At 72.2% G+C, this 26,993-nt stretch carries 25 protein-coding genes and 3 tRNA genes; 7 read left to right on the top strand and 21 right to left on the bottom strand.

Annotated features, from left to right (window positions below; genetic code table 11):
- Positions 1–62 precede the first annotated feature (62 nt).
- Complete coding sequence (purE, locus tag ID810_RS02135) at positions 63–581, bottom strand: 5-(carboxyamino)imidazole ribonucleotide mutase (RefSeq protein ID WP_166856285.1); 519 nt, start codon at positions 579–581, stop codon at positions 63–65.
- Between the two features lie 29 nt (positions 582–610).
- A complete protein-coding gene (locus tag ID810_RS02130) occupies positions 611–1,969 on the bottom strand; it encodes a 5-(carboxyamino)imidazole ribonucleotide synthase (RefSeq protein ID WP_413227881.1) in 1,359 nt (452 codons plus the stop codon).
- A gap of 34 nt (positions 1,970–2,003) precedes the next feature.
- Between ID810_RS02130 and ID810_RS02125 the strand changes: the two genes are divergently transcribed.
- The 3 genes from ID810_RS02125 to ID810_RS02115 all read left to right on the top strand — a co-directional run bounded on the left by ID810_RS02125 (position 2,004) and on the right by ID810_RS02115 (position 4,779).
- Entirely contained in the window at positions 2,004–3,275 is a 1,272-nt protein-coding gene (locus ID810_RS02125; RefSeq protein WP_243856578.1) for a hypothetical protein, read from the top strand.
- Positions 3,276–3,377: 102 nt separating this feature from the next.
- Positions 3,378–3,962: a GtrA family protein gene (locus tag ID810_RS02120; RefSeq protein WP_188232557.1), complete on the top strand. Its 585-nt coding sequence runs from the start codon at positions 3,378–3,380 to the stop codon at positions 3,960–3,962.
- 97 nt (positions 3,963–4,059) lie between these two features.
- A complete protein-coding gene (locus ID810_RS02115; protein ID WP_413227882.1) occupies positions 4,060–4,779 on the top strand; it encodes a DedA family protein in 720 nt (239 codons plus the stop codon).
- Positions 4,780–4,799: 20 nt separating this feature from the next.
- Here the strand turns inward: ID810_RS02115 and ID810_RS02110 are convergent, their stop codons facing one another.
- From ID810_RS02110 to ID810_RS02095, 4 genes are all read right to left on the bottom strand, one after another.
- Positions 4,800–5,864 (bottom strand): sensor histidine kinase, encoded by a 1,065-nt coding sequence (locus ID810_RS02110; RefSeq protein WP_413227884.1) that lies wholly within the window; start codon positions 5,862–5,864, stop codon positions 4,800–4,802.
- 100 nt (positions 5,865–5,964) lie between these two features.
- Positions 5,965–6,633, bottom strand: coding sequence for a response regulator transcription factor (locus ID810_RS02105; protein ID WP_166856289.1), 669 nt, complete (start codon positions 6,631–6,633; stop codon positions 5,965–5,967).
- Positions 6,634–6,750: 117 nt separating this feature from the next.
- Entirely contained in the window at positions 6,751–7,839 is a 1,089-nt protein-coding gene (locus tag ID810_RS02100) for an adenylate/guanylate cyclase domain-containing protein (RefSeq protein WP_235931566.1), read from the bottom strand.
- A 34-nt stretch (positions 7,840–7,873) separates the two neighbouring features.
- Positions 7,874–8,836, bottom strand: a complete 963-nt coding sequence (locus ID810_RS02095) for a biotin--[acetyl-CoA-carboxylase] ligase (protein WP_166856291.1) — start codon at positions 8,834–8,836, stop codon at positions 7,874–7,876.
- Here ID810_RS02095 and ID810_RS12275 point away from each other — a divergent pair.
- The 3 genes from ID810_RS12275 to ID810_RS02085 all read left to right on the top strand — a co-directional run bounded on the left by ID810_RS12275 (position 8,823) and on the right by ID810_RS02085 (position 13,639).
- Entirely contained in the window at positions 8,823–8,945 is a 123-nt protein-coding gene (locus ID810_RS12275; RefSeq protein ID WP_218958479.1) for a type II toxin-antitoxin system RelE/ParE family toxin, read from the top strand. The two genes, ID810_RS02095 and ID810_RS12275, sit on opposite strands and share 14 nt — an antisense overlap.
- A gap of 114 nt (positions 8,946–9,059) precedes the next feature.
- Complete coding sequence (locus ID810_RS02090; protein ID WP_166856293.1) at positions 9,060–9,785, top strand: Maf family protein; 726 nt, start codon at positions 9,060–9,062, stop codon at positions 9,783–9,785.
- On the top strand, positions 9,782–13,639 hold the full coding sequence (locus tag ID810_RS02085) for a carboxyl transferase domain-containing protein (RefSeq protein WP_195858794.1): 3,858 nt from the start codon (positions 9,782–9,784) through the stop codon (positions 13,637–13,639). Before ID810_RS02090 ends, ID810_RS02085 begins: the two co-directional genes overlap by 4 nt.
- Positions 13,640–13,981: 342 nt before the next feature.
- On the opposite strand, the gene ID810_RS02080 is transcribed toward ID810_RS02085, so the two are convergent.
- The 6 genes from ID810_RS02080 to ID810_RS02055 form a co-directional block, all read right to left on the bottom strand.
- On the bottom strand, positions 13,982–14,539 hold the full coding sequence (locus tag ID810_RS02080) for a MarR family winged helix-turn-helix transcriptional regulator (protein ID WP_235931567.1): 558 nt from the start codon (positions 14,537–14,539) through the stop codon (positions 13,982–13,984).
- A 91-nt stretch (positions 14,540–14,630) separates the two neighbouring features.
- Complete coding sequence (locus tag ID810_RS02075) at positions 14,631–15,428, bottom strand: hotdog family protein (protein ID WP_166856297.1); 798 nt, start codon at positions 15,426–15,428, stop codon at positions 14,631–14,633.
- A gap of 27 nt (positions 15,429–15,455) precedes the next feature.
- Positions 15,456–15,626, bottom strand: coding sequence for a 50S ribosomal protein L33 (gene rpmG / locus ID810_RS02070; RefSeq protein ID WP_166856299.1), 171 nt, complete (start codon positions 15,624–15,626; stop codon positions 15,456–15,458).
- A 50-nt stretch (positions 15,627–15,676) separates the two neighbouring features.
- Positions 15,677–15,750, bottom strand: a tRNA-Met gene (locus ID810_RS02065).
- Between the two features lie 42 nt (positions 15,751–15,792).
- A tRNA-Thr gene (locus ID810_RS02060) sits at positions 15,793–15,864 on the bottom strand.
- A 119-nt stretch (positions 15,865–15,983) separates the two neighbouring features.
- Positions 15,984–16,068: transfer RNA gene (locus ID810_RS02055), tRNA-Tyr, on the bottom strand.
- A gap of 191 nt (positions 16,069–16,259) precedes the next feature.
- Between ID810_RS02055 and ID810_RS02050 the strand changes: the two genes are divergently transcribed.
- Positions 16,260–16,757, top strand: a complete 498-nt coding sequence (locus ID810_RS02050; RefSeq protein ID WP_166856301.1) for a YajQ family cyclic di-GMP-binding protein — start codon at positions 16,260–16,262, stop codon at positions 16,755–16,757.
- A 793-nt stretch (positions 16,758–17,550) separates the two neighbouring features.
- Here the strand turns inward: ID810_RS02050 and htpX are convergent.
- The 9 genes from htpX to ID810_RS02005 all read right to left on the bottom strand — a co-directional run bounded on the left by htpX (position 17,551) and on the right by ID810_RS02005 (position 26,987).
- The gene (htpX, locus tag ID810_RS02045; RefSeq protein WP_279586934.1) at positions 17,551–18,405 is read right to left on the bottom strand and encodes a zinc metalloprotease HtpX; all 855 of its coding nucleotides are present in this window, start codon (positions 18,403–18,405) and stop codon (positions 17,551–17,553) included.
- Positions 18,406–18,533: 128 nt separating this feature from the next.
- The gene (ald, locus tag ID810_RS02040) at positions 18,534–19,649 is read right to left on the bottom strand and encodes an alanine dehydrogenase (protein ID WP_166856303.1); all 1,116 of its coding nucleotides are present in this window, start codon (positions 19,647–19,649) and stop codon (positions 18,534–18,536) included.
- A gap of 85 nt (positions 19,650–19,734) precedes the next feature.
- Positions 19,735–20,268, bottom strand: a complete 534-nt coding sequence (locus ID810_RS02035) for a hypothetical protein (protein WP_166856305.1) — start codon at positions 20,266–20,268, stop codon at positions 19,735–19,737.
- Entirely contained in the window at positions 20,265–20,591 is a 327-nt protein-coding gene (locus ID810_RS02030; protein WP_166856307.1) for a hypothetical protein, read from the bottom strand. The genes ID810_RS02035 and ID810_RS02030 overlap by 4 nt, the downstream gene beginning before the upstream one ends.
- 24 nt (positions 20,592–20,615) lie before the next feature.
- Positions 20,616–22,106, bottom strand: coding sequence for an FAD-dependent oxidoreductase (locus ID810_RS02025; RefSeq protein ID WP_166856310.1), 1,491 nt, complete (start codon positions 22,104–22,106; stop codon positions 20,616–20,618).
- A gap of 186 nt (positions 22,107–22,292) precedes the next feature.
- Entirely contained in the window at positions 22,293–22,448 is a 156-nt protein-coding gene (locus ID810_RS02020; protein WP_166856312.1) for a hypothetical protein, read from the bottom strand.
- A 317-nt stretch (positions 22,449–22,765) separates the two neighbouring features.
- A complete protein-coding gene (locus ID810_RS02015; protein ID WP_166856314.1) occupies positions 22,766–23,875 on the bottom strand; it encodes a polyprenyl synthetase family protein in 1,110 nt (369 codons plus the stop codon).
- The gene (nuoN, locus tag ID810_RS02010; protein ID WP_166856317.1) at positions 23,872–25,443 is read right to left on the bottom strand and encodes an NADH-quinone oxidoreductase subunit NuoN; all 1,572 of its coding nucleotides are present in this window, start codon (positions 25,441–25,443) and stop codon (positions 23,872–23,874) included. Before nuoN ends, ID810_RS02015 begins: the two co-directional genes overlap by 4 nt.
- On the bottom strand, positions 25,440–26,987 hold the full coding sequence (locus tag ID810_RS02005) for a complex I subunit 4 family protein (protein ID WP_166856319.1): 1,548 nt from the start codon (positions 26,985–26,987) through the stop codon (positions 25,440–25,442). The genes nuoN and ID810_RS02005 overlap by 4 nt, the downstream gene beginning before the upstream one ends.
- Between the last annotated feature and the right edge of the window lie 6 nt (positions 26,988–26,993).

The following is a 26,993-nucleotide window of genomic DNA, read 5'->3' as shown; positions in this document are numbered from 1 at the left end:
CGTCACGGCTGTCGTCAAGGCACCAGGAAGGACCCGTTCTGGACGGACGTCATCGTCGACGATCAGCCCTGAGCACGGCGCTCGCGCAGGGCCGCGCCCTTGGCGTGGGCGACGCGGCCGAGCTCGGCCTGGAACTCACGCATGGCCGCACGCAGTCGCTGGGCCTCCTCACCCTCCCCGGCACCGAGGATGCGCGCGGCCAGCAGGCCGGCGTTGCGGGCACCACCGATGGAGACGGTGGCCACGGGCACGCCCGCAGGCATCTGGACGATCGACAGCAGCGAGTCCATGCCGTCGAGATGGCGCAGCGGTACGGGCACGCCGATGACGGGCAGCTCGGTGACGGCGGCGAGCATGCCGGGCAGGTGGGCGGCGCCACCGGCCCCCGCGATGATGACGCGCAGGCCCCGCTCACTGGCGCTGCGCCCGTAGTCGATCATCTCGGTGGGCATGCGGTGGGCGGAGACGACGTCGGCCTCGTAGGCGATGGACAGCTCGTCGAGGGCGTCGGCGGCCGCCTGCATGGTGGGCCAGTCGGAGTCGGAGCCCATGACGATGCCGACGACGGGGGTGGTGCTCATGAGGGTCCTTTCAGTGGGGTCGTGGCGGGTCAGGCCTCGCCGCGCAGGATGGCGACGACGGCGCGGGCCCGACGGCGGGCCTCGGCGACCGCCTCGGGCGAGGCCGGTGCCCACGGGTCGCCGGGGACGGTGACGTTGACGTGCCCGAGCTTGCGTCCGGGCCGCCACTGCTTGCCGTAGAGGTGGATCCTGGCGCCGGGGTCGGCCGCGAGCGCCCGCGCCCAGGCGCCGTCGTCGGGCTCCTGCTCACCGCCGAGGAGGTTGACCATGACGGTGGCGGCCGCCGTCGGCTCAGTGGAGCCCAGGGGCAGGTCGAGGACGGCCCGCAGGTGCTGGGCGAACTGGCTGGTGGCCGCGCCGTCCTGGGTCCAGTGGCCCGAGTTGTGGGGGCGCATGGCGAGCTCGTTGATCAGCAGGCGGGTGGGCCGGCCCGGGGTCTCGACGGCGAAGAGCTCGACGGCGAGGACACCCGTGACGTCGACGTGCTCGGCGACGGCGAGGGCGGTGGTGCGGGCGAGCTCGACTGCCGCCGGCTCCAGCCCGGGGGCGGGGGCGATGACCTCGGCGCAGATCCCGTCGGTCTGGATGGACTCGACGACGGGCCACACGGCGCTCTGCCCGCTGGGGCTGCGGGCCAGAAGCACGGCGAGCTCGCGGGTGAAGGGCACGGCCTGCTCGATGAGCAGGCTGGTGACGGCGCCGCCGCCGAGGCTGCCCCCGCCGGTGCCCGCGAGCCCAGCGGCCTGACCGGTGCCGGCGGCGGCGGTGGAGGTGATCCAGGCGGCGGGCTCGCCGTCGTCCAGCTGGGCGGCGCTGCGCACGAGCAGGACGCCGTGGCCGTCGTAGCCGCCGCGGGGAGTCTTGAGGACGACGGGCCAGCCGTGGCTCTCGGCGAAGGACTCGATGCCGGAGCGGATCTGCTCGGCGGTGCCGGTGACTTCGGCCCAGGCGGGCTGGGGGGCGCCGACCTCGGCCATGGCGCGGCGCATGGCGATCTTGTCTCGGGCGAGCAGGAGCGCGTCGGGGCCGGGCTGGACGGAGACGCCCTCGGCGACAAGGGCAGCCAGCAGCGCGGGGTCCTGGTGCTCGTGCTCGAAGGTGAGGACGTCGGCGGGCACGGCCGCCTGCAGCTGTGGGGCGCTGGACGCGTCGACCCGTGAGCCGGTGCCCGCCACGAGCGCGCGCACGGCCTCGGCGTCCCCGGCCGCGCCAACGGGGGCATCGACGACGACCTGGGCGGTGGAGCCGTCGGCCGCCTCGACGAGCGCCCGCAGGTGGATGCCGAGGGCACTGGCCTCCTCCTGCATCATGCGGGCCAGCTGGCCGCCGCCGATGACGGCGACGACGGGGGCGGGACGACGGGCGGCGGCAGCCGTGGGAGCGCTCACGAGGCCAGGCTACCCGGCCGCATAGGCTGGGGCGGTGCCCGACCACATGCCCCCGGTGTCCCCCGCAGCGCCGCCGCGTTCCTTTGAGCCGAGCCGACACGTGTCGCGGCTGCCACGTGTCGTGCAGGTGCTCCTCGTGTGGGCGGCGTGCACCGCCTTCACACTCCTGCTGGCCCGCCTGGGCGCCCAGGACACGCCCGCCACCCCGTGGGCGGGTCCCCGGCCCTCGTGGAGCGAGCACGTGTCCTTCTGGGACTCGGGCTGGTACGCCCGCATCGAGTCCGAGGGCTACCCCACCGAGCTGCCCCTGGATGAGTCCGGCCAGGTGACGCAGAGCACCTGGGCCTTCATGCCGCTGCTGCCGACGCTCGCCGGGCTGCTGTCGTGGACCGGCGCCTCCTTCTACGCCCGGGCGGCGCTGGTTTCCCTGGTCTCCTCGGCGCTGGCCGCGGTGCTCTCCGACCGGTGGCTGGCCCCACGCACGGGCGCCCCGACCTCCCTGTGGGCGGTGGCCCTCGTGTGGTCCGGGCCCTGCGCCCTCATCCTGCAGGGCGCCTACGCCGAGCCGCTGGCCCTGGCCCTCGTGGTTGCGGTGCTGCTGTTGGCGGACCGACGTCGTTTCCTGTCCGCCCTGCCCCTGGTGCCGCTGGCGGCACTGGCCCGGCCGGTGGGGCTGCCGCTGGCGGCCGGGCTGGGCCTGTGGTGGCTGGCGGACCTGCTGCGCTCGCGCGGCGTACTGCCTGCCGCAGTGCGCGCCCCTCTGGAGTCTGCCCTGGGGGCCGGATTGTCGGCGGCTGAGCGGCTGCGCCTGTTCGTGCTGACGGTGGCGGCTCTCGCCTCGGCGCTGCTGTGGCCGGCGCTGGCCTGGGCGGCGACGGGTCGTGCGGACGCCTACACGGCGACGGAGACCGCGTGGCGCGGCTCGCACCTGCTGCCTTTCACGCCCTGGGTGCTGCGCTCAGGCTGGTGGGTGGGCGAGCATCTGGGGCCGGTGCTCCTGGCCGGTGTCCTCCTGCTGGCGGGGGCGGCCCTCGGCTCGCGGGCGCTGCGCTCGACCGGGGCGGTGGCGTGGACCTGGTGCGTGGGTTACGTCCTGTACCTGCTGGTCTTCTTCGACCCGACGAGCTCCCTGCTCAGGCTGCTGCTACCCCTGGTGCCGGTGGGCTGGGCGTTGGCGGGCGCGCTGGAGCGCCACCACGGGCCGCGTGGCCTGGTGCTGGCCCTCGTGGTCGGTATCCTGGGGCAGGTGCTGTGGATCAGCTGGGTGTGGGACGTCGCGAGCGTGTCGATTCAGTGGGTGCCCTGACGGGTCGCGACGCCCCGTGTCGGCCCGGCCCGGCAAGCCCGGCGGGCACAGTCGGCACAGCGCTCACAGCGGGCACAGCGGGCACCCTTTAGGATCGCCCCCGTGCCGAACCCACCTACCTCGACGTCCCCCTCCCCCGTCGGCCTGCGTGCGCGCCTGGTCGCCTGGGCGCGCGAGTTCCTCCAGTTCGGCATCGTGGGGGCCCTCGCCTTCGTCATCGACGCAGGACTGTTCAACCTCTTCCAGCACGGGCCCCTCGGCTTCCTGTCCGGCCACCCGAACACGGCCAACGTGCTGAGCGCGACGATCGCGACCCTCTTCTCCTGGGTCGCCAACCGCCTGTGGACCTACCGGGGCCGTACCCAGGACAACGCCGCCCGCGAGGCGCTGCTCTTCGCCTTCGCGAACGTCGGGGGCGTGCTCATCACGCAGTTCTGCCTCTTTTTCTCCCATGAGGTGCTGGAGCTGACGTCCCCGCTGGCGGACAACGTCGCCGCCTACGTCGTCGGCTTCGCCCTGGGCACCGCCTTCCGCTTCGTCTTCTACCACTACATCGTCTTCACGGGCACGGCCGAGCAGCCGGAGTCTGCCGGGTCGGTGACGGTCGCTGTCGTCGGCGGTGCCCCCGCGACCCGACCCGCCGCTCGAAAGGAGCCGGAGGGTCCGACGGCGCCGCCCCGCCCCTGAGCACCACCCACCCGGCCCGTCCTGAGTGCGCGAACGCACACCGCAGACGTGAGCCGTGATGGTGCCGGTACCGGCTGGCAGTCCCTACCCTGAGGCCGTGCCCGCACTGCTCTCCCTGTCCCACGTTGCCGCCACGACGCTGCCCGCCCTGGGCCCGGACTGGCTCGACCCCGCGTCGATGATCACGACCTTCGTCCAGTGGGTGGGGCCGTGGGCGGTCCTGGGCGTCATGCTTGTCATCTTCGCGGAGACCGGGCTGCTCGTCGGCTTCTTCCTGCCGGGCGACTCCCTGCTGTTCACCCTGGGCCTGTTCGTCCACACGGGCCAGGTGCCGGTGAACATCTGGGTGGTGTCCTCGCTCATGTGGGTCGCTGCCGTTGCCGGAGACCAGACGGGCTACGCCATCGGCCGCAAGGCGGGACCCGCGATCTTCAACAAGCCCGACTCCCGGCTGTTCAAGCAGGAGCACGTCACGCGCACCCGCACCTTCTTCAACCGGCACGGCGGCAAAGCCGTGACGCTCGCGTGCTTCGTGCCGATCGTGCGCACCTTCACCCCCGTGATGGCCGGTGTCGGCCAGATGCGCTACAGGCACTTCGTCGGCTTCAACGTCCTGGGGGCGACGGTATGGGCCTTCGCCCTCGTGTGGCTCGGCTACGTCCTGGGCGGCCACGTGTGGATCCGCGAGAACATCGACGCCACCATCCTCACCATCGTGGGCCTCTCACTGCTGCCGATGGTCATCTCCTGGCTGTCTGCGCGCCTGCGCCGACGTTCAGAGATCACCGAGGGCACCGAGGGCACTGAGCGCGCCTGACCGACCCGGGCGCGAACCCTTCAGAAGCGCTGACGACGTCCCACACTCACAAGCGCTCCCTGCGGCAGGACCTTGTCGGGGTCCAGCGTCTTGGGCACGGAGCTGAGCAGGACGGAGAAGACCGGGGGACGCCGCTGTGACAGCTCGATGCGGCCGCCGTCGGCCTCGATGAGATCGCGCGCGAGCGCAAGGCCCACACCCGTGGAGCCGTGGCCGGAGACCGCGCGCTCGAAGATCGTCGACGCCAGCTCGTCGTCGACGCCCGGCCCCTCGTCCGCGATGTCGATGAAGACGCCGTGCCCGCCGTTGGCGCTGCGCACGCTCACCGTGGTCGTGCCCGCCCCGTAGCGCAGGGAGTTCTCCAGGCAGGTGGCGAGCACCTGGGCGAGCGAGCCGGGGGACGCCAGGACGGGCACGCCCACCTCGTCGCTCATGACGAGGGGGCGTCCCGCCGCCTTGAAGGCCGGTCCCCACTCCTCGCGCTGCTGCTCCAGGACGTCCACGAGGCGCAGCGCCTCCGTCGAGCCTCCGCCTTTGCGGCGGGAGGCCTTGAGCAGGTCCTCGACGACGCCGGTGAGCCGGTCCACCTGCTCGATGCAGGCGCGGGCCTCCTCGCGTACCTCTTCCTGCTCGGCGATCATCTCGATCTCCTCCAGGCGCAGCTCCAGGGAGGTCAGTGGTGTGCGCAGCTGGTGGGAGGCGTCGGAGGCGAACTGCCTCTCGGCGGCCAGGCGCCCGGCCACCCGCTCGGCCGAGCGCACGAGCTCGGCCTGGACGAGGTCGATCTCCTCGATGCCGGAGGTGCGCAGGCGCGGGCGCACCTGGCCGGAGCCGAGCTGCTCGGCCTCCGCCGCCAGGTAGATCAGTGGCGCCTGGATGCGGCGCGAGCCCCTGGCGGCGACGATGTAGGCGGTGACGATGGCCAGGAGCGCCAGGCCGAGGATCGCCAGCACCATGGTGATGATGATCTGCAGCCAGTCCTCGGAGTCGCGCGTCAGGCGCAGGGACAGCAGGACCCAGGCGGAGCCCAGCGGGACCCCCAGCAGGACGACGGCGACCATGACCGCGCCCATCGTCATGAGCATGACTCGTTGTCGCACGTCGTCCTCCTCCCCCGGGCCCGGCCCGGTGCGTGTGGCCCGCCGTCTGGCCGTGCGGCGCAGGCGGCGGCCCGGCTGCAGGGGCTCAGACCATCAGACGGTAGCCCGCGTCCTCGGCGAGCAGGAGGGCGGGATCGTCCTCGTCGTCGTCCAACTTGCGCCGCAGCCAGGTCACGTGCATGGCCAGGGCCTGGTCGGAGCCGGTCGGGTCCTCACCCCAGACCTCCTTGCGGATGTCCTCGGAGTCGACGACGCTGCCGGCGCCGCGCACGAGCACACGCAGGAGCTCGAACTCGCGGGTGGACAGCTGCAGCTCACGCGAGCCCACGAAGGCGCGGTGGGCGGCGACGTCGACCCTGATCTCGCCGGCGATGAGCTCGTCCTCGGTGACCTCGCCCGAGGCGCGACGCACCTGGGCGCGCACGCGCGCCAGCAGCTCGGCCAGGCGGAAGGGCTTGGTGACGTAGTCATCCGCCCCCGCGTCGAGGCCGACGACGTGGTCGGTCTCCTCCGAACGGGCGGTGAGCATGAGGATGGGGGTCGTCAGGCCCTGGGCGCGGACCTGACGGGCGACGTCAAGCCCGTCGATGTCCGGCAGGCCGAGATCAAGCACGATGATGTCGGCGTCCGCGGCCTCTTCCAGGGCTCGGGTTCCAGTACCGTAGGCGCGCACGGTGTAACCCTCGCGGCCGAAGGCGCGGGCCAGGGGTTCAGAGATGGCGGGATCGTCCTCGACAAGCAGCACGGTGGTCATACCCCGGATCGTATGGGACGGTGCCCGCTTGCGCTACGCCCTCGTGAAGATCGCCGGGTCGTCCGCTGTCGGCACAGTTGTCGGCACAGTCGTGCCGGCGGCCTGCGCGGCCGCGTTTCAGGCCTCTTCGAGTGCCCAGGGGACGATGTTTCCCAGACCTTTGGCGACGACCTCTTTGCACTCGCTCACCCGGTATCGGGCGGCGTCGGGCCCGTTCATGATGGCGCGGGCGGTCGCCTCATCCATGCGGATCCCGCCGGGCTCGGCGGTGTCGACCAGGCGCGAGGCCAGGTTGACGGTGGGGCCGAAGACGTCCCCGGAGCGTGAGACGACTCGCCCCTGGACGAGGCTCGCGCGCACGTGCATGGGCACGGGTCCGCTCTGCAGCTCGCGCACGAGTGCGGTGACGACGTCGGCGGCGGTGACGACGTCGTCGGCGATATACATGACGGCGTCGCCGATGGTCTTGACGACGCGGGCGCCGCGGGAGGTGACGACGTTGCGGGCCGTTGTCTCGAAGTCGTTGAGCATCGACTCCAGCTGGAGGCGGCCCATCGTCTGCGCCCGCTGGGTGAAGGCCACGATGTCGACGAAGCCGAGCGAGCGGGTCAGCGGGTAGAGGTCGGGGCCGGCGTCCTCGCGGCCGCGATCGGCGACCTCGGCGTCCGTGCGGCTGAGCAGGGCGGCCAGGTGGCGGCTCCACACGTAGTCGAGCTGGGCGCGCAGGGAGGCGGACACCTCATCGATGTGGTCGAGGACGACGAGCCGGGCGGCGGTGTCGTCCAGCTGCAGGCGCTGGGCGACGTCGGCGACGAAGGTCTCGAGCTGCCAGAGCACGAGGCGGTCCATCGTGTAGGACTGGGCGCGCAGCATCTCGAAGACGCTGGAGGCGGCCAGTCCCCCGCCCGGGGCGGAGGGGGAGGGCAGGCCGTCGTCATTGTCGTCGATGAGGTCGGCGACGCCGCACAGGGCGTCGACGTCCCTCTGGGTGAAGCGCACGTCGTCGGGGTCGACGTCGGCAAAGCCCATGGCGCGCCAGAAGCGGCGGGCGATGTCGGTGCTGGTGCCGGCGCCGTGGGCGACCTGGCGCAGCGTGAGCGTGGGTTGGCCGCCGAGCAGGAGGTGCTCGTGCCTGGTGAGGGTGGAGGGTATGAGCCCGGCACTGTCCTCCCCGGCCCGGTCCGCGGGCTCCCTCTGCTCACTCACCGTCGCAGAGTAGCCCAGGTCACAGAATTGTGCTTCATCCTTCGGGCGTGTGTGCAGGTGAATTGCGCATATGAATCACGTCCCCGGCGGCGACGACCCGTCTGCCCGCACTGGACTCCACCACGAGTCCGGGCTCGAGATCGAGGGCCCGGCCTTCGGCCACGTCGCCGCCGGGCATCTCGACGTGCACCGTCTGCCCCAGCGTGAGGCAGGCCGCACGCAGGTCGCCCAGCAGCGGCGCCCCGGGATCGCCGTCGTCACGCTCCCACTGCGCAGTCCTGGCTGCCAGGGCGACGGCGAGGGGGGCGAGAAGGTCCTGCGGGCGCAGATGGACGCCCGCGAGCGCGAGTGAGCCCGCCCAGGACACCGGCAGACCCGCACGCTCCTGCCCCACATTGAGGCCGATGCCCAGGACGACGGCAGCGGCCTCGTCCCGGCTGACGGGCCTCTGCGTGGGGGCAGTGGGGGCAGTGGGGGCACAGTGCGCCGGGTGGGCCACCTCGGTGAGGAGGCCGCCGACCTTTCGGGCCCGTCCCCAGCCCGCGATCTCCTCGGCGGGGGCCTGGTCCGGGGGTAGGAGGAGGACGTCGTTGGGCCACTTGGTCCAGGCGGTCCAGGTCGAGCCTTCGGCCGTCAGGACTCGGCTCAGGGCGTCGCGGACGGCCAGGCCCGCCACGAGCGGCAGCCAGGGCAGGCGGTCGGCGGGCACGAGGGGTCGCAGAACGACGGAGAGGGTGAGGGCCTCCTGGCCGGGGGTGATCCAGCTGCGGCCGGCGCGGCCGCGCCCCGCGGTCTGGTGCACGGCTCGCAGGGCCGACAGGTGGGGCCAGCGGCGTTGCGCATCACGGGGGTCGCGGGCCAGGGCCTCGATGAGGTCGCTGTTGGTCGAGCCGGTGCGCGCGACGGTGACGAGGGGTGTCAGGGCCGGCGCGGGGCACGGTTCGGCAGGGTCCGAGCCGCTGCGGGCGGGCACGTCGGGCGCGGTGGTCTCGCTCACGCGCACGACGCTAGCCCAGCAGCAGCCCCGCAGGCTCCTGCTGTACGCCATTGAGGTCGACGGCGCCCTCGTCCTGGCTCGCACGGGCAACCACGACCAGCTCCTGTAGGCGCCCGGTACCTGCGGCTCATGCAGGGCCACCCCATGGCCTCCCCCATCGTCAAGAGCAGGCGCTTGGTGCCTGCGGCTCATACCTGGGGGCCGCCCGATTTAGGGTGGGGACGTGAGCCCAGCCGCCCTCGTCCTCGCCTCCCAGTCCTCCGGACGCCTCGCGACGCTGCGCGCCGCCGGTGTCAACCCGCTCGTGCGCATCTCGGAGGTCGATGAGCCCGCCGTGCTCGAGGCTCTCTCCCAGGAGCGCACCAGGAGCGGACGGCCCCAGCCCACGCCTACCGAGCAGGTCCAGGCCCTGGCGCGGGCCAAGGCCCTCGACGTCGCCCACCGCTCGACACCCCTTGAGGACGCCTCCGCCACCGTCGTCGTCGGCTGCGACTCGATGCTGGAGATCGACGGACAGGTCGTCGGCAAGCCGCGCACGAACACCGCCGTCCGCGAGCGCTGGGCCGCCCTGGCCGGCGCCACCGGGGTGCTGCACTCCGGTCACACCGTCGTGCGCCTGGGCGACAGTGCCACTGAAGGGGCCACTGAGGGGGGCACGGAGGGGGCCATCGCGGAGGGCGTGTCCTCCACCGTCGTGCACTTCGGCTCGCCCACTGCCCGGGAGGTCGAGGCCTACGTCGCCACCGGGGAGCCGCAGTGGTGCGCGGGGGCCTTCACCATCGACGGCTACGGCGGCGCCTTCATCGAGGGCGTTGAGGGCGACCCCCACGGCGTCGTCGGACTGTCCCTGCCCCTGCTGCGCCGCCTCCTGGCAGGCCTGGGGGTGACGTGGACCGACCTGTGGGAGCTGCCGGCCGGGTCGGCAGACCGCGAGGCCACGGGCGCATGAGGCGCCTACTGGTCGCCGCCCGCTCGGGCACGGCCCTGCGCCTGGCCCGCAGCGCCCGGGCACTGGGCCTGACCCCCGTCGGCGTTTTCACGGCCGTGGACCGCGACAACCTGTGGTTGCAGGCCCTGGACGACGCCGTCGAGATCGGGGCGTACGACGACGTCGACGCGCTGGTCGCAGCCGCCCTGGACCTGAAGGCCGACGCCCTGCACCCCGGGGTCGGCTTCGCCGCCGAGTCGGCGGCTCTGGCCCGGGCCGTGGGCGCGGCCGGCCTGACCTGGGTGGGGCCCTCGGCTGAGGCGCTGGACCTGCTGACCGACAAGCTCGCCCTGGCCGGCCTGGCCCGGCGCCTGGGCGTGCCCGCTCCCCTGTCCCTGCCGGTGGGCACTGTGGGCACTGAGGACCTTGACGAGGTCCTGGCGCTCGTGCCGGGGCCGGCGGTAGTCAAAACGGTGCACGGCGGGGGCGGGCGCGGCGTCGTCGTCCTGCCCGGAGCGCAGGACCCGGCTCGTGGGCAGCGCGCCCGACACGCGCTCGCCTCGCTCGCGGACCTCGGCCCCCTCATGCTGCAAGAGGCGGTCGGCGGGGCGCGCCACGTCGAGGTGCAGGCCCTGGCGGACGCCTCCGGCCACCTCGTCACCCTGGGCACGCGGGAGTGCTCGGTGCAGCGCCGCTCCCAGAAGGTCCTCGAGGAGGCCCCGGCCCCCTTCCTGACCAAGGGTGTCGTGAGCGCGCTGGAGGAGTACACGCGCGCCCTCCTGGGTGCGGCCGGCCTCACGGGGGCCGCGACCTGCGAGTTCCTGGTGCCGGCCGACGGCGAGCCCCTGCTGCTGGAGGTCAACGCGCGCCTGCAGGTCGAGCACGCGGTGACGGAGGAGGTCACGGGCGCGGACCTCGTGCGCGCCCAGCTGCTCCTGGCGCAGGGTGCGGACCTGGAGCACGCGCTGGACGGCCTGGAGCACGACGGCGGGCGCGTGCCCGTGCGCGGCCACGCGGTCGAGGCGCGCCTGTACGCCGAGGACCCGGACACGCTGCTGCCCGAGTCCGGTGATGTGCTCGGCCTCGCCGTGCCCCTGAGCCTGAAGGCAGAGCGCAGCCGGGCGGCGGCGGGGCTCCCGGCGGGCCTGCCGCGCCTGCGCACGGAGCGCTCGGTCTTCGCCGGGGACGCGCTCGTGCCCGGGGTCTCGGACCCGCTGGCGCTGCTGGTCGCCGTCGGCCAGGACCGGCAGGAGGCGCTGGACGCGCTGGACGAGGCTCTGGCCGAGGTCAGCGTCAGGGGGGTGCGCACGCTCGGGCCGCTGCTGCGCGAGGCCCTGGCCCACCCGGACCTGCGCGCAGAGGACGGCTGCGAGGCCGGCTGGACGGGCGAGGACGAGGACGAGGCCGGCTTGACCGTGACCACCCGCTGGCTCGAGGAGGTGCTGCGCCCGGGCGTCGGCAGCCCGGCAGAAACCACCACGGCGCCCACCGACCCCACCCCGGGCGTCGGCAGCCCGGCAGAAACCACCACGGCGCCCACCGACCCCACCCCGGGCGTCGGCAGCCCGGCAGATGCCACGAACCCGGACGGGGCGCTCGTCCTGCGGGCGCCGATGGCGGGCACCGTCGTCGCCGTCGAACAGGGCCGCATGAGCGAGGGGCGGCCCGTCGTCGTCCTAGAGGCGATGAAGATGCGGGTGCCCGTCCCGGCCCCCATCGAAGGGGACGTGTCCCCCGAGCCCGGCGCCGTCGTCGGCACCACGGTGCGGGCGGGCGAGCGGCTGGCGCTCCTGACCCCAACGGTCCGGACCGCCGGGCCGGCCGCGCCCCCGCCCACCGCAGCCCCGCGCGACGCAACCTCACGGGTGACGGCGCTGGCCGACCCCGGGTCCCTCAGCGACGTCGTCAACGACGACGCCGTGCTCACCGCCCGCCTGCGCCTGGACGGGCGCGAGGCCGTGGTGTGGGCCCAGGACCCGACCGTCAGGGGCGGCACCATCGGCCTGGCCGGGGCCCGGCGCGTCGCCGCGCTCATCGACCGGGCCGCCGACCAGGTCCTGCCCGTCATCTGCCTGCTCGACGGCGGCGGGGCGCGCGTGCAGGAGGGAGTCGACGCGCTCGGGGGTGTCGGCCTCATCCTAGCGGCGCAGACCCGCGCGCACGCACGCACCGTGCAGGTGGGGCTCGTCCTCGGGCCCGCCGCTGGGGGCGCCGCCTACGCCCCCGCGCTGACGGACGTACTCGTCATGGTCGAGGGCCGGGGACAGGTCTTCCTCACCGGGCCCGCCGTGCTCACCTCCTCCACGGGGGAACGGGTGGACGCCGAGGCGCTGGGCGGTGCCCGCGTGCACGCCGAGCGCGCGGGCACCGCACACCTGACGGTCCCAGACGAGGCCGGGGCCTGGCGGGCGGTGCGCCGACTGCTCGCCTACGCCCCCACCGGCACCCGCGAGGTCCGGGCCCTGCCGCTGCGCCCCGGTGGCGCCGGAACCGCCGTGCGCCCCTCCGACGCGGGCACCGTCCTGGTCGTGCCTGAGGACTTGTCCGAGGCCTACGACGTGCGCACGCTCCTGGCCCGGCTCGTCGACCGCGGCGACCTGCTCGAGCTGCGCGGCTCGTGGGCCACGAGCGTGGTCACGGGCCTGGCACGCATCGAGGGCGTGCCCGTGGGCGTCGTGGCAACGCAGCCACTCTCCCTCGCCGGGGCGCTGACGCCGCAGGCCTCGCAGAAGATCACCGAGCACCTGGCGCTGTGCCGCCGGCTCGGGCCTGGGGTCCTCACCGTCGTCGACACTCCCGGCTTCCTGCCCGGGCCCGAGGCCGAGGCCACCGGGACGGTGCGCCACGGGGCCGCACTCGTGGCCGCCTACGCCGCCTTCAGTTCCGAGGGCGGCCGGCTCATCACGCTGGTGACGCGCCGCGCCTACGGGGGCGCCCAGGTGGCGCTCGGCTCGAAGGCGCTGTCGGGCGCGCTCACGCTGGCCTGGCCGGGAGCCCGCCTGGGGGTCATGGACGCCGACAGTGCGGTGAACCTGACCTCCCGTCGCGCCCTGGCGCGGGCCGCGCAGGAGGGCCAGGATGCTGGCGCACTGCGTCGGCGGCTCGTGGCCGAGCAGGAGGGACGGGAGTCGGCTGGGGTGGCACATGAGGCCGGATGGGTTGATGAGATCGTCCGGCCCGGGGCCACGCGCGCCCGCATCGCCGCCGCTCTGACGGCCGGGGACGCGCCTGCGGTGCGACTCGCCCCCTCCGGCTCGCAGCGCCACCCCGGTGACGGCTGGGTGGACTGCGCCTGCGGGCGCCGACACTGGGGGCTCAACGGTGCAGCCGGTTTGCTCGTGTGGCGCCGCTCGCTGCCGCAGGCTCCCGGGAGCATGGGCGACAACGGGCCCGCGGACGGTATCGGTGAGCGCCAGTCTGCCGACCGCGCCGGGGACGGCGGCCCACGGCTGGAGGTCCTGCTCCAGCTGCGTGCGTGGTGGACACACCGGGGCGGCACGTGGGGCCTGCCCGGAGGGGCGGTCGCCGACGGAGAAGAGCCCGCCGAGGCCGCTTTGCGCGAGGTGGAGGAGGAGACGGGGCTGCTGGCCCGGCTACTCGTGCTGGGCGGCGCCCAGATCCAGGAGCACGGGACGTGGCGCTACACGACACTCACGGCTCAGGCACCGTCGGAGGCCGCTTGGGACCTGGTGCTGCCGGTGGACCGCGAGTCCTCGGGGCTGGCGTGGGTGGTTTTGACCGCGAGCACGGGCGAGGACGGCATCAGGCGCTGGGCGCCGCCGCATCCGCCCACGAGGGAGGGCGTGCGGAGCCCACTGCTGCCCGCGCTCTCGGCCGTCTGGGAGGAGCTGGCGGCCCTGCTGCCCCAGCCCTGAGCCGGCGGCGGCCCGTGCTGTGGGGCTTGCACGCTCACGATTTTCGGTCTCCGTCAGATTCCGCGGAATTCTGCGGTTTTCCGTCTCGACGGTTTCGAGTGCTTCGGCTCCCATGTGCATGGGCAACCTCCATGCACATGGGAGCCAAAAAGACGGTTTCCAGCAAAACGGCCCAAACGGCGGAATACCAACGAAAAGTCCGAATCGGCTACATCACACCAGTCACATGAGCGTGCAACACCCACGCTCATGGGTACTACTCCACGCGACGTCCCGGGGCGGGCTCGCGCATCACCAAGGGGATTGCCGCCGCGCGACGGGACTCACCCGCGGCAACGCGCTTTAGACACCTTCGTTCTCGTTGACGAGGGCGCTCATCAGCGCCGTGAAGACCGCGCGCTGCTTGGGCGGGACCCGGTCGATGACGTGGCGGCGCACGCCCGCGAGGTGGAGGGGGGCGGTGCGGCGCAGGAAGGCGAGCCCGGCCTCGGTGAGCTCGGCGACGACGCCGCGCCGGTCGGAGGGGCTGGCGCTTCGCCGCACGTAGCCCTCCTTCTCCAGACGCCCCACAGTGTGGGTCAGGCGTGAGCGCGAGTGACTCACGCGCTCGGCGAGGACGGACATGCGCATGCTCATGCCCTCGGCCTCGGACAGACGCACGAGGATCTCGTACTCATGCAGGGAGATGCCGGCGCCGGCCTCGAGCTCGTGGTTGAGGCGCGCGGTCACGCCAAGGGAGGCGGAGAGGAAGGCGCGCCACGCGCCCATCTCCTCAGCGTTGAGGACGCTGGTGTCCTCAAGGGTGGCCAGGTGCCGCGCGCCTCGCGGCGGTGCGGTGGGAGCCTCCTGGCCGCGGCCGCCTGCGGGGGCCTGCCTCTTCTGGGGCGTGTGCGTGCTCATGGTGCGTCCTGCTCCTCTCCCCATCCAGAAGGTCGTTCAGGATTGAACGATTGCTGAGACAGGTATACCACGCCCGCCCCGGCACACCCGATCAGCGCCTGCGCAGCAGGACGCCGCCCCCACTGAGGACGTCGCCATGGGGCTCCAGCCGCAGCCGCAGCCCCCCAGGGGGGACGACAGCGGGGGCGAGGAAAGGCAGGTCCACCCGCTGCGCCGGAGCCACCGCGAGGCTGAGGGCGGCCAGCAGCGTCCCGTGCGCGACGACGTCAGCCTCCCCCGCTTCCAGGCCCGCGCGAGCGGCGGCCCCGGGGACCAGGTGCAGGGCGTTGCGGTCGCCCGTGGCCCGGGCCCAGGCGGCGAGTTCCGCGGGGGTGAGCAACAGCTCCTGCTCGCCGGCATCCGCCCCAGACAGTGGCGGGGCCGACGGCGAGGCTGTGGCGGTGCGCGCCTCGGCTCCGCCGTCGTGCCGCGCAAGCCAGTGGGTGGCCTCGATGCCGCCATCCACCAGGCTCACGGTCAGGGTGCGCCAGCCGCGCGCCGCAGGCAACCACGCAGGCCGACTGTCAACACCGTCGGTCTCTCCCCCGCCCCGGCGCCGCTGTCCCCCACCGCTGCGGGCGCCCTCCCCCGAGCCACTCAGGGGCACCAGTCGGCAGCGCCGGTGAACGATCCCGTCCCACGTCCCCAGGTGCGGACGCAGGGCGGCCAGGGTCGTCAGTGCCGGCAGGAGGAGACGGGTCGCGCGCGCCGTGACCTCGGCAACGCCGTCGGACTCCCATGTCAGACGGGCCAGGACGGAGCTGAGGCAGTCGGCGATCGCCGAGGGGTCGACGTCGGCCCCCGCGCACGACGAAGCCCCGCCGGTCGGGTGACTGGCGGGGCCGCTCATAGCCGGATGGTACCCGGCGAGGAGAAGTCAGCGGGTCTCGCGGTGCTCCGTGTGCTTGCCGCAGCGGCTGCAGAACTTGCTCATCGCGAGACGGTCGGGGGTGTTGCGACGGTTCTTCTTCGTGATGTAGTTGCGCTCCTTGCACTCCGAGCAAGCCAGAGTGATCTTGGGGCGGACGTCAGTGGACTTGCTGGCCACGTGTCTCTCCTCTGTCTGATCCTCGAGCCAGGGTGTGCTCGAACCTTGCGTAGCGGGGGAGGGACTCGAACCCTCGACCTCACGATTATGAGTCGTGCGCTCTAACCAGCTGAGCTACCTCGCCTTGTTCATGCATGAGGGGCCTTGCCGGCCCCTTGTGCATCAGAGCCTCGAACGAGGATTGAACTCGTGACCTCTTCCTTACCAAGGAAGTGCTCTACCACTGAGCTATCGAGGCAACGAGCCGAATCGTAAGCGGAACCGTCTTGCCTGGGCAAACCGGCGCCGCGTGGACTCGCTCACTGCGGACCGCCCCGTCGGGGGCGCTGACCCTCGGGTCTGAGGACCCTCCGATCATGGTGGCGGGTGAGGGATTCGAACCCCCGTAGCATTCCGCGGCTGATTTACAGTCAGCTCCCATTGGCCACTCGGGCAACCCGCCATGCTCCGCGCTCGCGCTCCGAAGAGCGTTCGCTTGACGCCGTGGAAGAATAGCAAGCCGATGAGCCACGGCGCCAATCTCGGCTGTAGGACCCTGCTCACAGGGCCCCAGGCTCGCACCGCCTCATCCACCACCGCCCGCCTCACCACCGCCTCCGGCCCGCGCCGCACCGGCCCGACGAAAGGACACCCATGGCCTCCGAGTCCTCATTCGACGTCGTCTCCAAGCTCGACCGTCAGGAGGTCGACAACGCCGTCAACCAGACGGCCAAGGAGATCTCCCAGCGCTACGACTTCCGCGGTGTCGACGCCGCCGTCGAGCTCAGCGGGGACACAATCACGATGCGGGCGAACTCCGCCGAGCGCGTCCTCGCCATCCTCGACGTGCTGCAGTCCAAGCTCTTCCGCCGCGGGGTCTCCCTCAAGGCCCTCGACCTGGGCGACAAGGAGCCCCGCCTGTCGGGCAAGGTCTATGCGATGGTCTGTCCGCTCAAGGAGGGGCTGAGCCAGGAGGTCGCCAAGAAGATCACCAAGACGATCCGCGACGAGGGCCCCAAGGGTGTCAAGGCCACGATCCAGGGTGACGAGGTGCGCGTGTCCTCCAAGTCGCGCGACGACCTCCAGGCGGTCATCGCCCTGCTCAAGGGGCTCGACGTCGACGCCGCCCTCCAGTTCGTCAACTACCGCTGAGAACTGGTGCTATCCCCCACGAGAACTGGTGCTATCCCCCACGAGAACTGGTGCTAATCCCGGTCTGGACCGGGCAATGCCGTGCCCGGCTCCCGGCCCAGCCAGTCGATGAGGGCGGGGGGCGCCGTCGTCTGCGCTGCCAGGACGACGACGTTGGCCGCCGTCGTGACACCACCACGGCCAGCACAGCGCGGCCCAGGCCAGCAGGTCCGGTCTCCCCCAGCGCCCGCTCCAGGCCTGTGGAGCCGGTTGCCTTGGCGAGGACAACGGCAATCACCGGCACGAGCGCCCCGCCGCGACGAGCGTCCGAGCTCTCCACCTCCGCCCGGGAGACGTGCAGCCCGCAAGGGCATCCTCAGTCCCCACCTCCACGAGACCGGTGCCGCCACGTGCGCCAACTAGAGCAGCTACTACAGGCAGCCAACGGCCGCGAGCACGTTCGCTGACCCGAGCACGGCGGTCAGGACGAGGCGGACAGACCCTGGGCAGCGGTCCTGTGTGCGTTCAGCGTGCACGGCGGCCTGCTGTGATCGTGACTACTGACGCATGTCGGCACCCCCGGGCCGGCCCCGGCTGCGGACGACGTCGGCACCCCGGGAGCCAGTTCGCGATGCACGGAGGACGACGTCGATCTCGTGCCGTCTCCCCCGGCTTCATGGACCACAGCACCCGGTCTCGCGGGGAACAACACCAGTTCTCGACGGGGATAACACCAGTTTTCGACGGGGATAACACCAGTTCTCGTGGGGGATAGGCGGACACCGGCGGACACCGGCGGGGACCGGCGCGCCGGTCAGTAGCCGGCCATCCGCTCCAGGCGGGCGATGCGCTGATCCATCGGCGGGTGCGTGGTGAAGAGGTTGCGCAACCGGCCGAAGGGGTTGGCGATCATCATCGCGCTGACCGTCTCGACCCGCGGCTCGGGCACCATCGGGGCCGCGGCGATCCCGCCGTCGAGCTTGCGCAGGGCGCTGGCCAGGGCGAGCGGGTCGTGGGTGAGCACCGCGCCGTCGTGATCGGCGTCGTACTCGCGGGTGCGTGAGACCGCGAAGCGGATGAGGCTCGCTGCCAGGGGCGCGAGCAGGGCCAGCAGGAGCAGGACGACGACGTTGCCGTCGCGCCGGCTGCGCCCGCCTCCGAACCACAGGATCATCTGCCCCACCGAGGAGATGACGCCGGCGATCCCGGCGGCCACCGAGCTCGTGAGAATGTCGCGGTTGTAGACGTGGCTCAGCTCGTGGCCCAGCACGCCGCGCAGCTCGCGCTCGCCCAGCAGCTGCAGGATGCCCTGGGTGCAGCACACGGCGGCGTGCTTCGGGTCCCGCCCGGTGGCGAAGGCGTTGGGGCTCATGGTGGGGGCGATGTACAGGCGGGGCATCGGCTGGCCGGCGGCCGCCGACAGCTCGCGCACGATCGCGTGCAGGGCCGGGGCCTGGGCCTCGCTCACCTCGATGGCGCCCATGGAGCGCACGGCGATCGTGTCCGAGTTCCAGTAGGCGTAGGCCGTCTGGGCCACGCCGATGAGCGGCATGATGAACAGCCAGACGCTCGAGCCCGTGCCCCGCGCGAGCAGCCAGCCGAGGGCGAGCAGGAGCGTCCACAGGCCGCCCATGAGGACGACGGTCTTGAGCCCGTTGTGGTGGTTCACAAGCGCACCCTAAGGCACAGGACTGGCCGTGTGCTGAGAGTCGGCTGTACGACGACGTCGTCACACGCCCCCTGGGTCACACGGGACCGGCGCCCCGGGGACAGGGCCGACGGCGTCCGTGCGCACACTCAGGCGAGCAGGGCGCAGACGTCAGCCACCGGCAGGTCCAGCGCCTGCCCGACTCCCGGGGTGTACAGGGCGCCGTCGTGGGTGCTCACGCCACGGGCCAGGTCGCGCCGGGACCGGCAGGCCTCACGCCAGCCCGCGTCGGCCAGGGCCAGCACGTAGGGCAGGGTCGCGTTGGTCAGCGCGTAGGTGGAGGTCTGGGGCACCGCTCCGGGCATGTTGGCCACGCAGTACATGACCCGCCCCTCAACCTCGAAGGTCGGCTCGGAGTGGGTGGTGGGGCGCGAGTCCTCGAAGCAGCCGCCCTGATCGATGGCCACGTCCACCAGCACCGCCCCGGGCCGCATGCGGGTGACGAGCTCGTGGCTGACGAGGTGCGGGGTGCGCTCACCGGCCACGAGCACCGCCCCGATGACCAGGTCCGCACTCAGGCAGGCGGTCTCAACGTCCAGGGGCGTGGAGTAGCGGGTGTGGATGCGCCCGCCGGAGGACTCCTCGATCTGGCGCATCCGGGCGGGGTCGACGTCGTAGACCGTGACGTCCGCCCCCATACCCGCGGCCACCCGCGCGGCAGCCGTGCCGACGGCCCCTCCGCCCAGGACGACGACGTTGCCGCGTCGCACCCCGGCGGCACCGCCCAGCAGCAGTCCGGCACCCCCGTGGGGCCGCAGCAGGCAGTCGGCCCCCACCTGGGCGGCCAGACGCCCGGCGATCTCGGACATGGGCGCCAGCAGCGGCAGGCTCCCATCGTCAGCGGCGACGGTCTCGTAGGCGATCGACGTCGTACCGGCGGCCAACAGGGCCTCGGTCAGGGCTCGGTCGGCGGCCAGGTGCAGGTAGGTGAACACGACCAGGTCGCGACGCAGGAGGTGGTACTCGTCGGGCACCGGTTCCTTGACCTTGATGACCATCTCGGCCTGGCCCCACACCTCGGCGGCGTCGGCGACGACGTGGGCGCCGGCGTCGGCGTAGTCCTCATCGCTGATGCCCGCCCCCAGGCCGGCGCCGGCCTGGACGCTCACGGTGTGTCCGCGGCCGACCAGGGCGTGCACTCCGGCAGGGGTGATAGCGACCCGGTACTCGTGGTCCTTGACCTCAGTGGGGATACCAATTCGCATGTCTGTTACCTCTCCATACTCGGCGACGGCGTTGACCGATCAGCGTCGTCAGTACTGCTCATTCCGACGACGCAGTGGGCGAGTCTCAGTGACGGCGTCTGGCGACCTTGAGCCCTCCGAGGGCCAGAGCAAGGAAACGCTGGTAGGACAACTCCTGCTCGTGCCACAGTTGTTCCCCTTTGCTTAGGGCGTCGGCCGCCTGTTCCACATGCATGAGTGTCAAATACTTCGTCGGCAGGTCTGACGGGTCGTAGTCGGCGCGGTGGCGGGCATCCTGAAGAACGACAAACGCCTCAGCCAGATCCGTCACTCGAGGATCAACATGGTCAAAAGCGATGTGGATGGCGTGCGTGCGGCCCGGGTCGCCGACCGATCGCACCGCTGTAGCTAACTCCGCCAGGTCCTTGTGCGTCACCCACCGGGCGACCGCCGCGTGACGAGTTGTCCACTCCCCCGTCGGTTCTCTTATCAGGTACTGGGCGGCGTGCCGGGACAGCAGGTGGAAGACGGCATAGTAGGCGGTACTCGTCGCCCGGCGCAGAGCCGCCTCCGGGGGCCGCCCGGTGGGGATCTCCCGGTAAGCCTGGTCGAGGAGCCCACGTGGGTGGAGCCCGCTCACGTCTGCCATTCCTCGGGCACGTCGCTATCGTACCCATCGGCAGCCTCGGGCACAGCGGCATCATCGACAACAACGACGCGGACCGGCTGGTCGATGTCAACGTGGGAGGTCACGATGCGCCGCGACTCGCGATTGAGCATCTTGAAGGACTCCAGGTCCCAGTTCTCATCCGGGGTGTGGGTACGGGCCGCCACGGAGACCACAATCGTTGTGCCCTCGGGGCTGTCCTCATCCCAGATGTCGACCTTGACGGGCGTGAGGGCCTCAGGGCGCAGCCCGAGGATCTCTTTGCGGATCACCTCACGCTCGAGCACCGTGTTCATCGCTTCAGTGTGCCACAGCACCGGTCACCGTCCCAGAAGGTGGCGCAGGCGCGCAGGCAGTCGCGCGGGATCGGGCCGGCCGATGAGCGCCACCGGGTCCGCCGGGGCGTCGGCGCCGCGCGAGATCGCCGTCATGGCCTCGCGGGAGACCACCTTGACCCGTTCACGCTCACGCCGCTCGCCGCTGGTGAGCTGCACCGGCCCGTAGTCCTCACCCAGCCGGCGCTCGTAGGCATCGAGCAGCTCCCAGCCCTGCCACGTCGTGTACGGCACGCCCCGCTGCTCAAGCAGGGCCACCACGGCCTCGTGACCCACCTGGGTCTCGTCGTCGGCGTGCAGCAGGCCCGCCTGGGCGTCGGCGACGAGGTTGCCGATGGTCTCCTGCGCGTCCGACTTCGTCGAGCCGATGAGCCCGACCGGGCCGCGGCGGATCCAGCCGGTGGCGTAGACGCCGGTGAGGGGGGTGCCGTCCTCGCCGATCACCCGCCCGCCCTCGTTGGGCACGACGCGGCGCTGGGCGTCGAAGGGCAGGCCCTCGATGGGGCTACCGGCGTAGCCGACGGCGCGGTAGACGGCCTGGGCGGGCCAGTCGCGGAAGACGCCCGTGCCGCTCACGGAGCCGTCGCCGTTGAGGCGGGTGCGCTCGGTGCGCAGGCCGCGCACGTGCCCGCCCTCATCGAGGAGGATCGCGTGGGGGGCCTCGAAGAGGTGGATGTGGATGGTGCGCGAGGCGGTGAGGTCCTCCGGCTCCTGCATGGCGTAGCCCTCGAGGGCCTTGACGACCTGGCGCTGCTGGTTGGAGGCGCGCAGGGCGGCCTCGCTGCCGGCGTCGTACTCGAAGTCCTCCTCGTCAACGGTGACGTCGACGTCGGGCTGCTTGCCGAGCTCGCGCAGCTCCAGGGGGGTGAACTTCACCTGGGCGGGGCCGCGCCGTCCGAAGACGTGGACGTCGGTGACCGGGGAGGCGGCCAGGCCCTCAACGACGTTGGCGGGGATCTCGGTGGTCATGAGGTCCTCGGGGTGCTTGGCGAGCATACGGGCGATGTCGAGGGCGACATTGCCCACGCCGATGACCGCGACCTCGCGGGCGGACAGGTCCCAGGTGCGCGGGTGGTCGGGGTGGCCGTCATACCAGGAGACGAAGTCCGCCCCGCCGAAGGACTCGAGGGCGTCAATACCCGGGATGTCGAGCTCGGCGTCCGTGTCCGCGCCGGTGGCCAGGACGATGGCGTCGTAGTGCTGGCGCAGCTCGGCGACACTGATGTCGCGGCCGACCTCGACATTGCCGATGAGGCGGATGCCGCCGCGCTGGAGGATCTTGTACAGAGCGACGATGATCTGCTTGATGCGCGGGTGGTCGGGGGCCACGCCGTAGCGCACGAGGCCATAGGGGGCGGGCAGCCGCTCGAGGAGGTCGATGCTGACGTCCAGGCCCGATTTGGACAGGATGTCCGAGGCGTAGATGCCGGCAGGGCCGGCGCCGACGACGGCGACTGACAGGGGACGGGTGCTCACGTATGCGTTCCTCCGGGCGAGTGGCGCCGTCGGGAGACGGCTGATCCGCCGCCCAGTGTAGGGACCGGCACCCGGCTCGTTCGGACCAGCCGCACACCGCCCGTGTCCACACAGCGGACATGAACCGCGATTCCCGACGACGCCGCCGCCGCCCGACGTCCCGCACTCACGCCACTGCGCCTACGCTCAGCGCGCCGAGGCACCGGTCATGTCCGCCGCGTGGACACGTCCGGGCGCCCTCCGCGTGGGCGCAGCCAGGTCGTAGAGCACCGCAGCGGCGAAGGAGACGGGCAGGACGATGACCGACAGGACGAGGGCGCGTGTCTGGTAGCTCTTGATCACCGGGGGAGGAGGCCATGCCCGCGGCCAGGAGCAGGAAGTAGCACAGGGGCGAGACATGGGGGCGACCCAGCGCCTCCACGAGCCGAGCTCCGCGGCACCGGCCTCGGTGCGGAGCATGGTCGCCGGCGAGGAGCACCAGTCAGCCAAGGCCCACCTCCTTGAGGGCGACGGCGCGCAGCAGGTCGGCCATGCGCGGCGTCCTGCGCGTGACGGAGACAACGACGCCGCCCGCCCCGGTCACGGCCGTCCAGGAGCGGGGCGAGGCCTCCGTCGAAGACGTCGGCGAGGAGGACGGCGCCCGACCCGGGTGGGGCCGCTCAGGCCGCCCGGTCCACCAGCAGGTGGGCGAACTGCTCCATGGCGGCGCGCACGAGCGCCGCCCGCTCACGGGTGTCGGCCAGGGCGGCTTCGCGCTCAGTGGCATCGGTGACGCCCTGGGCGTCCAGACGCTCGACGGCCCCCGCGACGGCGGCCTCCTCCAGGCCCGCCAGCACCGTGACGGCCTCCTCGGCCCAGCGCATCGCCATCCGGCGGGTGCGCTCGAGCACCGGGTGCTCACGCAGCCGCGCCACGACCTCGGCCAGGGCCTCGTCCGACGACAGGTTCGTCGAGGACAGGGTGGACAGGATCGACTGGCCCTCGGCGTCGAGCTCGCCCGCCGCCAGGGCGCGGCGCAGCAGGAGCACCGGCATCGTGTCCACGCCCTCGCGCAGGTCAGTGCCCGGGGTCTTGCCGGTGGTGGCGGAGTCGCTCGTGAGGTCGATGACGTCGTCGGCGAGCTGGAAGGCGACGCCGATCTTCTCCCCGAAGGCCTCGACGACCGCCTCGGCGCGCGCCCCCGCGCCCGTGAGCATGGCGCCGTAGCGGGCGGAGACGGCGATGAGGGAGCCGGTCTTGTCCGCCAGGACCTGGATGTAGTGCTCGACCCGGTCCACGCCGACGGGCACGGGCAGGGTCTCGTGGAGCTGGCCCATGCACAGGCGCTCGAAGGTCTTGGCGTGGGCGAGGACGGCCTGGGGCCCCAGGGCGGCGACGAGCTGGGAGGCGCGCGCCACAAGCACGTCCCCGGTGAGGATCGCGGCGGAGTTGCCCCAGACGGTCTGGGCACTCGGGGCGCCGCGGCGCAACGGGGCGTCGTCCATGACGTCGTCGTGGTAGAGCGTGGCGATGTGGGTGAGCTCGACGGCGACGCCGGCGTCACGCACCTGCTCCCCCGTGGCCAGAGCCGGGTCGCCGAGCTGGGCGGTCAGGAGGGTCAGGACCGGGCGCAGCCTTTTGCCGCCGGCGGCCGCGAGGTGGGAGGTCGGCGGGTTGATGGTCTCGTCGGCACTCGAGACCACCGTCATGAGACGGCTCTCCACGGCCTGAAGGGCCGCTGAGATCCGGCCCTCGAGCTCAGGGGCGTTCAGCGGCATCGATCCGATCACGGGGCGAGCATAGCCGCGGAGCCCAGTAGCGTGAGCAGCGGTTGGGGCAGGATGCCGACGACGAGGGTGAGCACAACCGCCACGGTGACGGCCGCCGCCACCGGACCGCGCGAGCCGACGACGACAACCCCCTCACCCTCGCTCTGGCGGAAGTACATCAGGACGATGAGGCGCATGTAGAAGAAGGCGGTTGCCGCGGAGGACACGACGGCGGCGACGACGAGCCAGACGCCACCACCCAGGGCGGCGGACAGGAAGAGCTCGTACTTGGCGACGAAGCCGGCGGTCAGCGGGATGCCCGCGAAGGACAGCATGAAGACCGTCATGGCGGCGGCCAGCCACGGGGCGCGCTGGCCCAGGCCCCGGTAGGAGTCGAGGTCGGTGGCCTCGGCCCCCGCCGCCCCGCCGTGACTCACGCGCACAAGCGAGATGATCCCGAAGGCGCCGACGGTGGACACGCCGTAGGCGAGGGAGTAGAGCAGCAGCGCGCTCAGGCTCAGCCGGTTGATGGAGATCAGGGCGATGAGCATGTAGCCGGCGTGGGCGATGGCGGAGTAGGCGAGCATGCGCTTGATGTCGCGCTGGATGATGCCGACGACGGTGCCCACAAGCATCGTGAGGACCGCGATGGCGCTGAGCACGGCCCCGAGCTCCTCGGTGACGGTCATGCCGATGAAGACCAGGACGCGCACGAGGGCGAGGAAGGCGGCGGCCTTGACGCCGGCGGCCATGAAGCCGGTGACGGGGGTCGGCGAGCCCTGGTAGACGTCCGGGCTCCAGGAGTGGAAGGGGGCCGCAGCGATCTTGAACAGGAGGCCGACGAGCAGCAGGACCAGGCCCGCGGGCACGATCCAGCCCGGTCCCACGCCCTGGGTGAGTCGGCTCACCTGCGCGATCTCGCTGTAGTCCACGGAGCCGGTGGCCCCGTAGAGCAGGGCGGAGCCGAGCAGGAGGAAGGCTGAGGAGAAGGCGCCCAGGACGAAGTACTTCAGGGCCGCCTCCTGGCTGAGCAGGCGGCGGTGGCGGGCCATGGCCGCCATGATGTACAGCGGCAGGGAGACGAGCTCAAGCATGACGAACAGGGCGATGAGGTTGCTCGCCTGCGGGAAGAGCATCATGCCGCCCAGTGAGAACATCGTCAGCGGCAGGGCCTCGGTGCCCATCCAGTCGGCGTGCAGGGACTCGGTCTCCTCGGCCCGGCCGGGCCGGTCTGCCGCCTGGGCGGCGAAGGCGCCGTCACCGGCGCTCGTGCGGTCCGCCATGGTGAGCACGGCGAGCAGCCCGATGACGAGGATGATGCCCTGTGCGGCCACGCCGAAGGGGTCGATGTCGAAGCCGTTCGCGATCTCGCCCGTCATCGGCGTCTCGCCGGCGACGAGGGCCCACTGGCCCGCGAGCAGCACGAAGGAGCCCATGATCGCGGCGAGGGCGAGCACCGTCTGGACGCTCAGCCGCAGGCGTCGCGGCACGAAGGCCTCCACGAGCACGCCCAGGACGGCGGTGCCGAGGATGACGAGGGCGGGGGCGAGGCCGGCCCAGTAGATCGCCGGTTCGGTGAAGGTGCTCACTTGGCGGTCCCTTCGGTGGTGACGGTGGCGGCCGCGACGTCGCCGGCCGGGGCCTGGACCATCGTCGTGGCGACCTGCTCGGCGACGCCGTCGAGCGTCGTCGTGAGGAAGGAGGGGGCGAGACCCAGGATGAGCATCGCGAGGACGACCGGCACGAGGATGGCCTTCTCACGGCCGTCGAGGTCGCTGGAGCCGACGCGTGCCGGGGCGGGGGCGCCGGTGAAGACCCGCTGGTAAGGCAGCAGGACGTACAGGGCGGCGATGACGACGCCGAGGACGGCGGCGACGCCGAGGGTCACGGACTCGGAGAAGGTGCCGGTGAGCACCAGCCACTCGGGCACGAAGCCGCTCAGGCCCGGCAGGGCGATGGAGGCCAGTCCGGACACGAGCCAGGTGCCTGCGAGCACCGGTGTCACCCGCGCCATGCCGCCGAGCTCGCTGATGAGCACGGTGCCGGTGCGGCGGGCGAGGAAGCCGGTGGTCAGGTACAGGCCGGCGATGGACAGGCCGTGGGCCACCATGTAGACCATGGCGCCGGTGGCCGCGGCCTGGGAGCCGATGAAGATGCCCAGGACCATGAAGCCGAAGTGGCTGACCGAGGTGTAGGAGATGAGCCGGTAGAGGTTGTCCTGCCCGATGGCGGCCAGGGCTCCGTAGAGGATGGAGATGACGGCGAGGACGAGCACCACGGGGGCGGCCCAGGCAGAGGCCTCGGGAAAGAGCGGCAGGACGAGGACGATCATCCCGTAGGTGCCGATCTTGTCCAGGACGCCGATGAGCAGGATCGAGGTGCCCGGGGTGGCCTGCTCGGCGGTGTCGGGCAGCCAGGTGTGCACCGGCACCATGGGGGCCTTGATCGCGAAGGCGATGAAGAAGCTGAGGAAGAGCAGGCGCCCGACGTGGGTGGGCACGAGCGGGATGGTCTGCGCCAGGCGCTCGAAGAGATAGGCACCGGCGGAGTCGTCAGCGTAGAGCAGCAGGCACACGACGCCAACGAGCATGATGAGTCCGCCGGCCAGGGAGTACAGGAGGAACTTCATGGCCGCGCGCCTGCGGTCGGTGCCGCCGAAGCGTCCGATGAGCAGGTAGACGGGCACGAGCATCGCCTCGAAGGCGACATAGAAGAGGAAGACGTCGCGGGCCGCGAAGATGACGACGACGAAGGCCTCCAGGGCCAGGACCAGGCCGGTGAACAGCGCCTGGCGGTCCGCGGGAACCTCACCCCAGGAGGCGAGCAGGACCAGGGGCACAAGCGCGACGGCCAGCAGCAGCATGGCCAGGCCGAGGGCGTTGAGGCCCAGTGCCCAGGAGATCCCGAAGTGCGGGATCCAGGCGTGGGTCTCGGCGAGCTGGGTGGAGGCCCGGGAGGAGTAGTCGAAGAGGGTGGCGGCCCACACGCCCAGGCCGAGCTCGACGACGGCGACGGCCAGGCCGAGGGTGCGGGCCCAGGGGCGCAGCACGGGAAGGGTCAGGAGGAGCGCGCCGACGGCCGGCACGAGCACCATGGTGGTGAGCACCGGGAACGCGGAGTCGATGATCAGCATGTGGCG

It is taken from the genome of Actinomyces respiraculi (assembly GCF_014595995.2).
Taxonomy (GTDB): Bacteria; Actinomycetota; Actinomycetes; order Actinomycetales; family Actinomycetaceae; genus Actinomyces; species Actinomyces respiraculi.
Note: the sequence above shows the minus strand (reverse complement) of the source record. Positions and strands in the feature narration are given on the sequence as shown.

Bases quoted from the DNA above. Each gene is read 5' to 3' on its own strand.
- ald (WP_166856303.1), bottom strand. From the start codon at position 19,649: ATGCGAATTGGTATCCCCACTGAGGTCAAGGACCACGAGTACCGGGTC.
- ID810_RS02105 (WP_166856289.1), bottom strand. From the start codon at position 6,633: ATGACCACCGTGCTGCTTGTCGAGGACGATCCCGCCATCTCTGAACCC.
- ID810_RS02030 (WP_166856307.1), bottom strand. From the start codon at position 20,591: ATGAACACGGTGCTCGAGCGTGAGGTGATCCGCAAAGAGATCCTCGGG.
- ID810_RS02110 (WP_413227884.1), bottom strand. From the start codon at position 5,864: ATGCTCATGACGATGGGCGCGGTCATGGTCGCCGTCGTCCTGCTGGGG.
- ID810_RS02080 (WP_235931567.1), bottom strand. From the start codon at position 14,539: ATGAGCACGCACACGCCCCAGAAGAGGCAGGCCCCCGCAGGCGGCCGC.
- ID810_RS02005 (WP_166856319.1), bottom strand. From the start codon at position 26,987: ATGCTGATCATCGACTCCGCGTTCCCGGTGCTCACCACCATGGTGCTC.
- ID810_RS02075 (WP_166856297.1), bottom strand. From the start codon at position 15,428: ATGAGCGGCCCCGCCAGTCACCCGACCGGCGGGGCTTCGTCGTGCGCG.
- ID810_RS02050 (WP_166856301.1), top strand. From the start codon at position 16,260: ATGGCCTCCGAGTCCTCATTCGACGTCGTCTCCAAGCTCGACCGTCAG.
- ID810_RS02085 (WP_195858794.1), top strand. From the start codon at position 9,782: ATGAGGCGCCTACTGGTCGCCGCCCGCTCGGGCACGGCCCTGCGCCTG.
- purE (WP_166856285.1), bottom strand. From the start codon at position 581: ATGAGCACCACCCCCGTCGTCGGCATCGTCATGGGCTCCGACTCCGAC.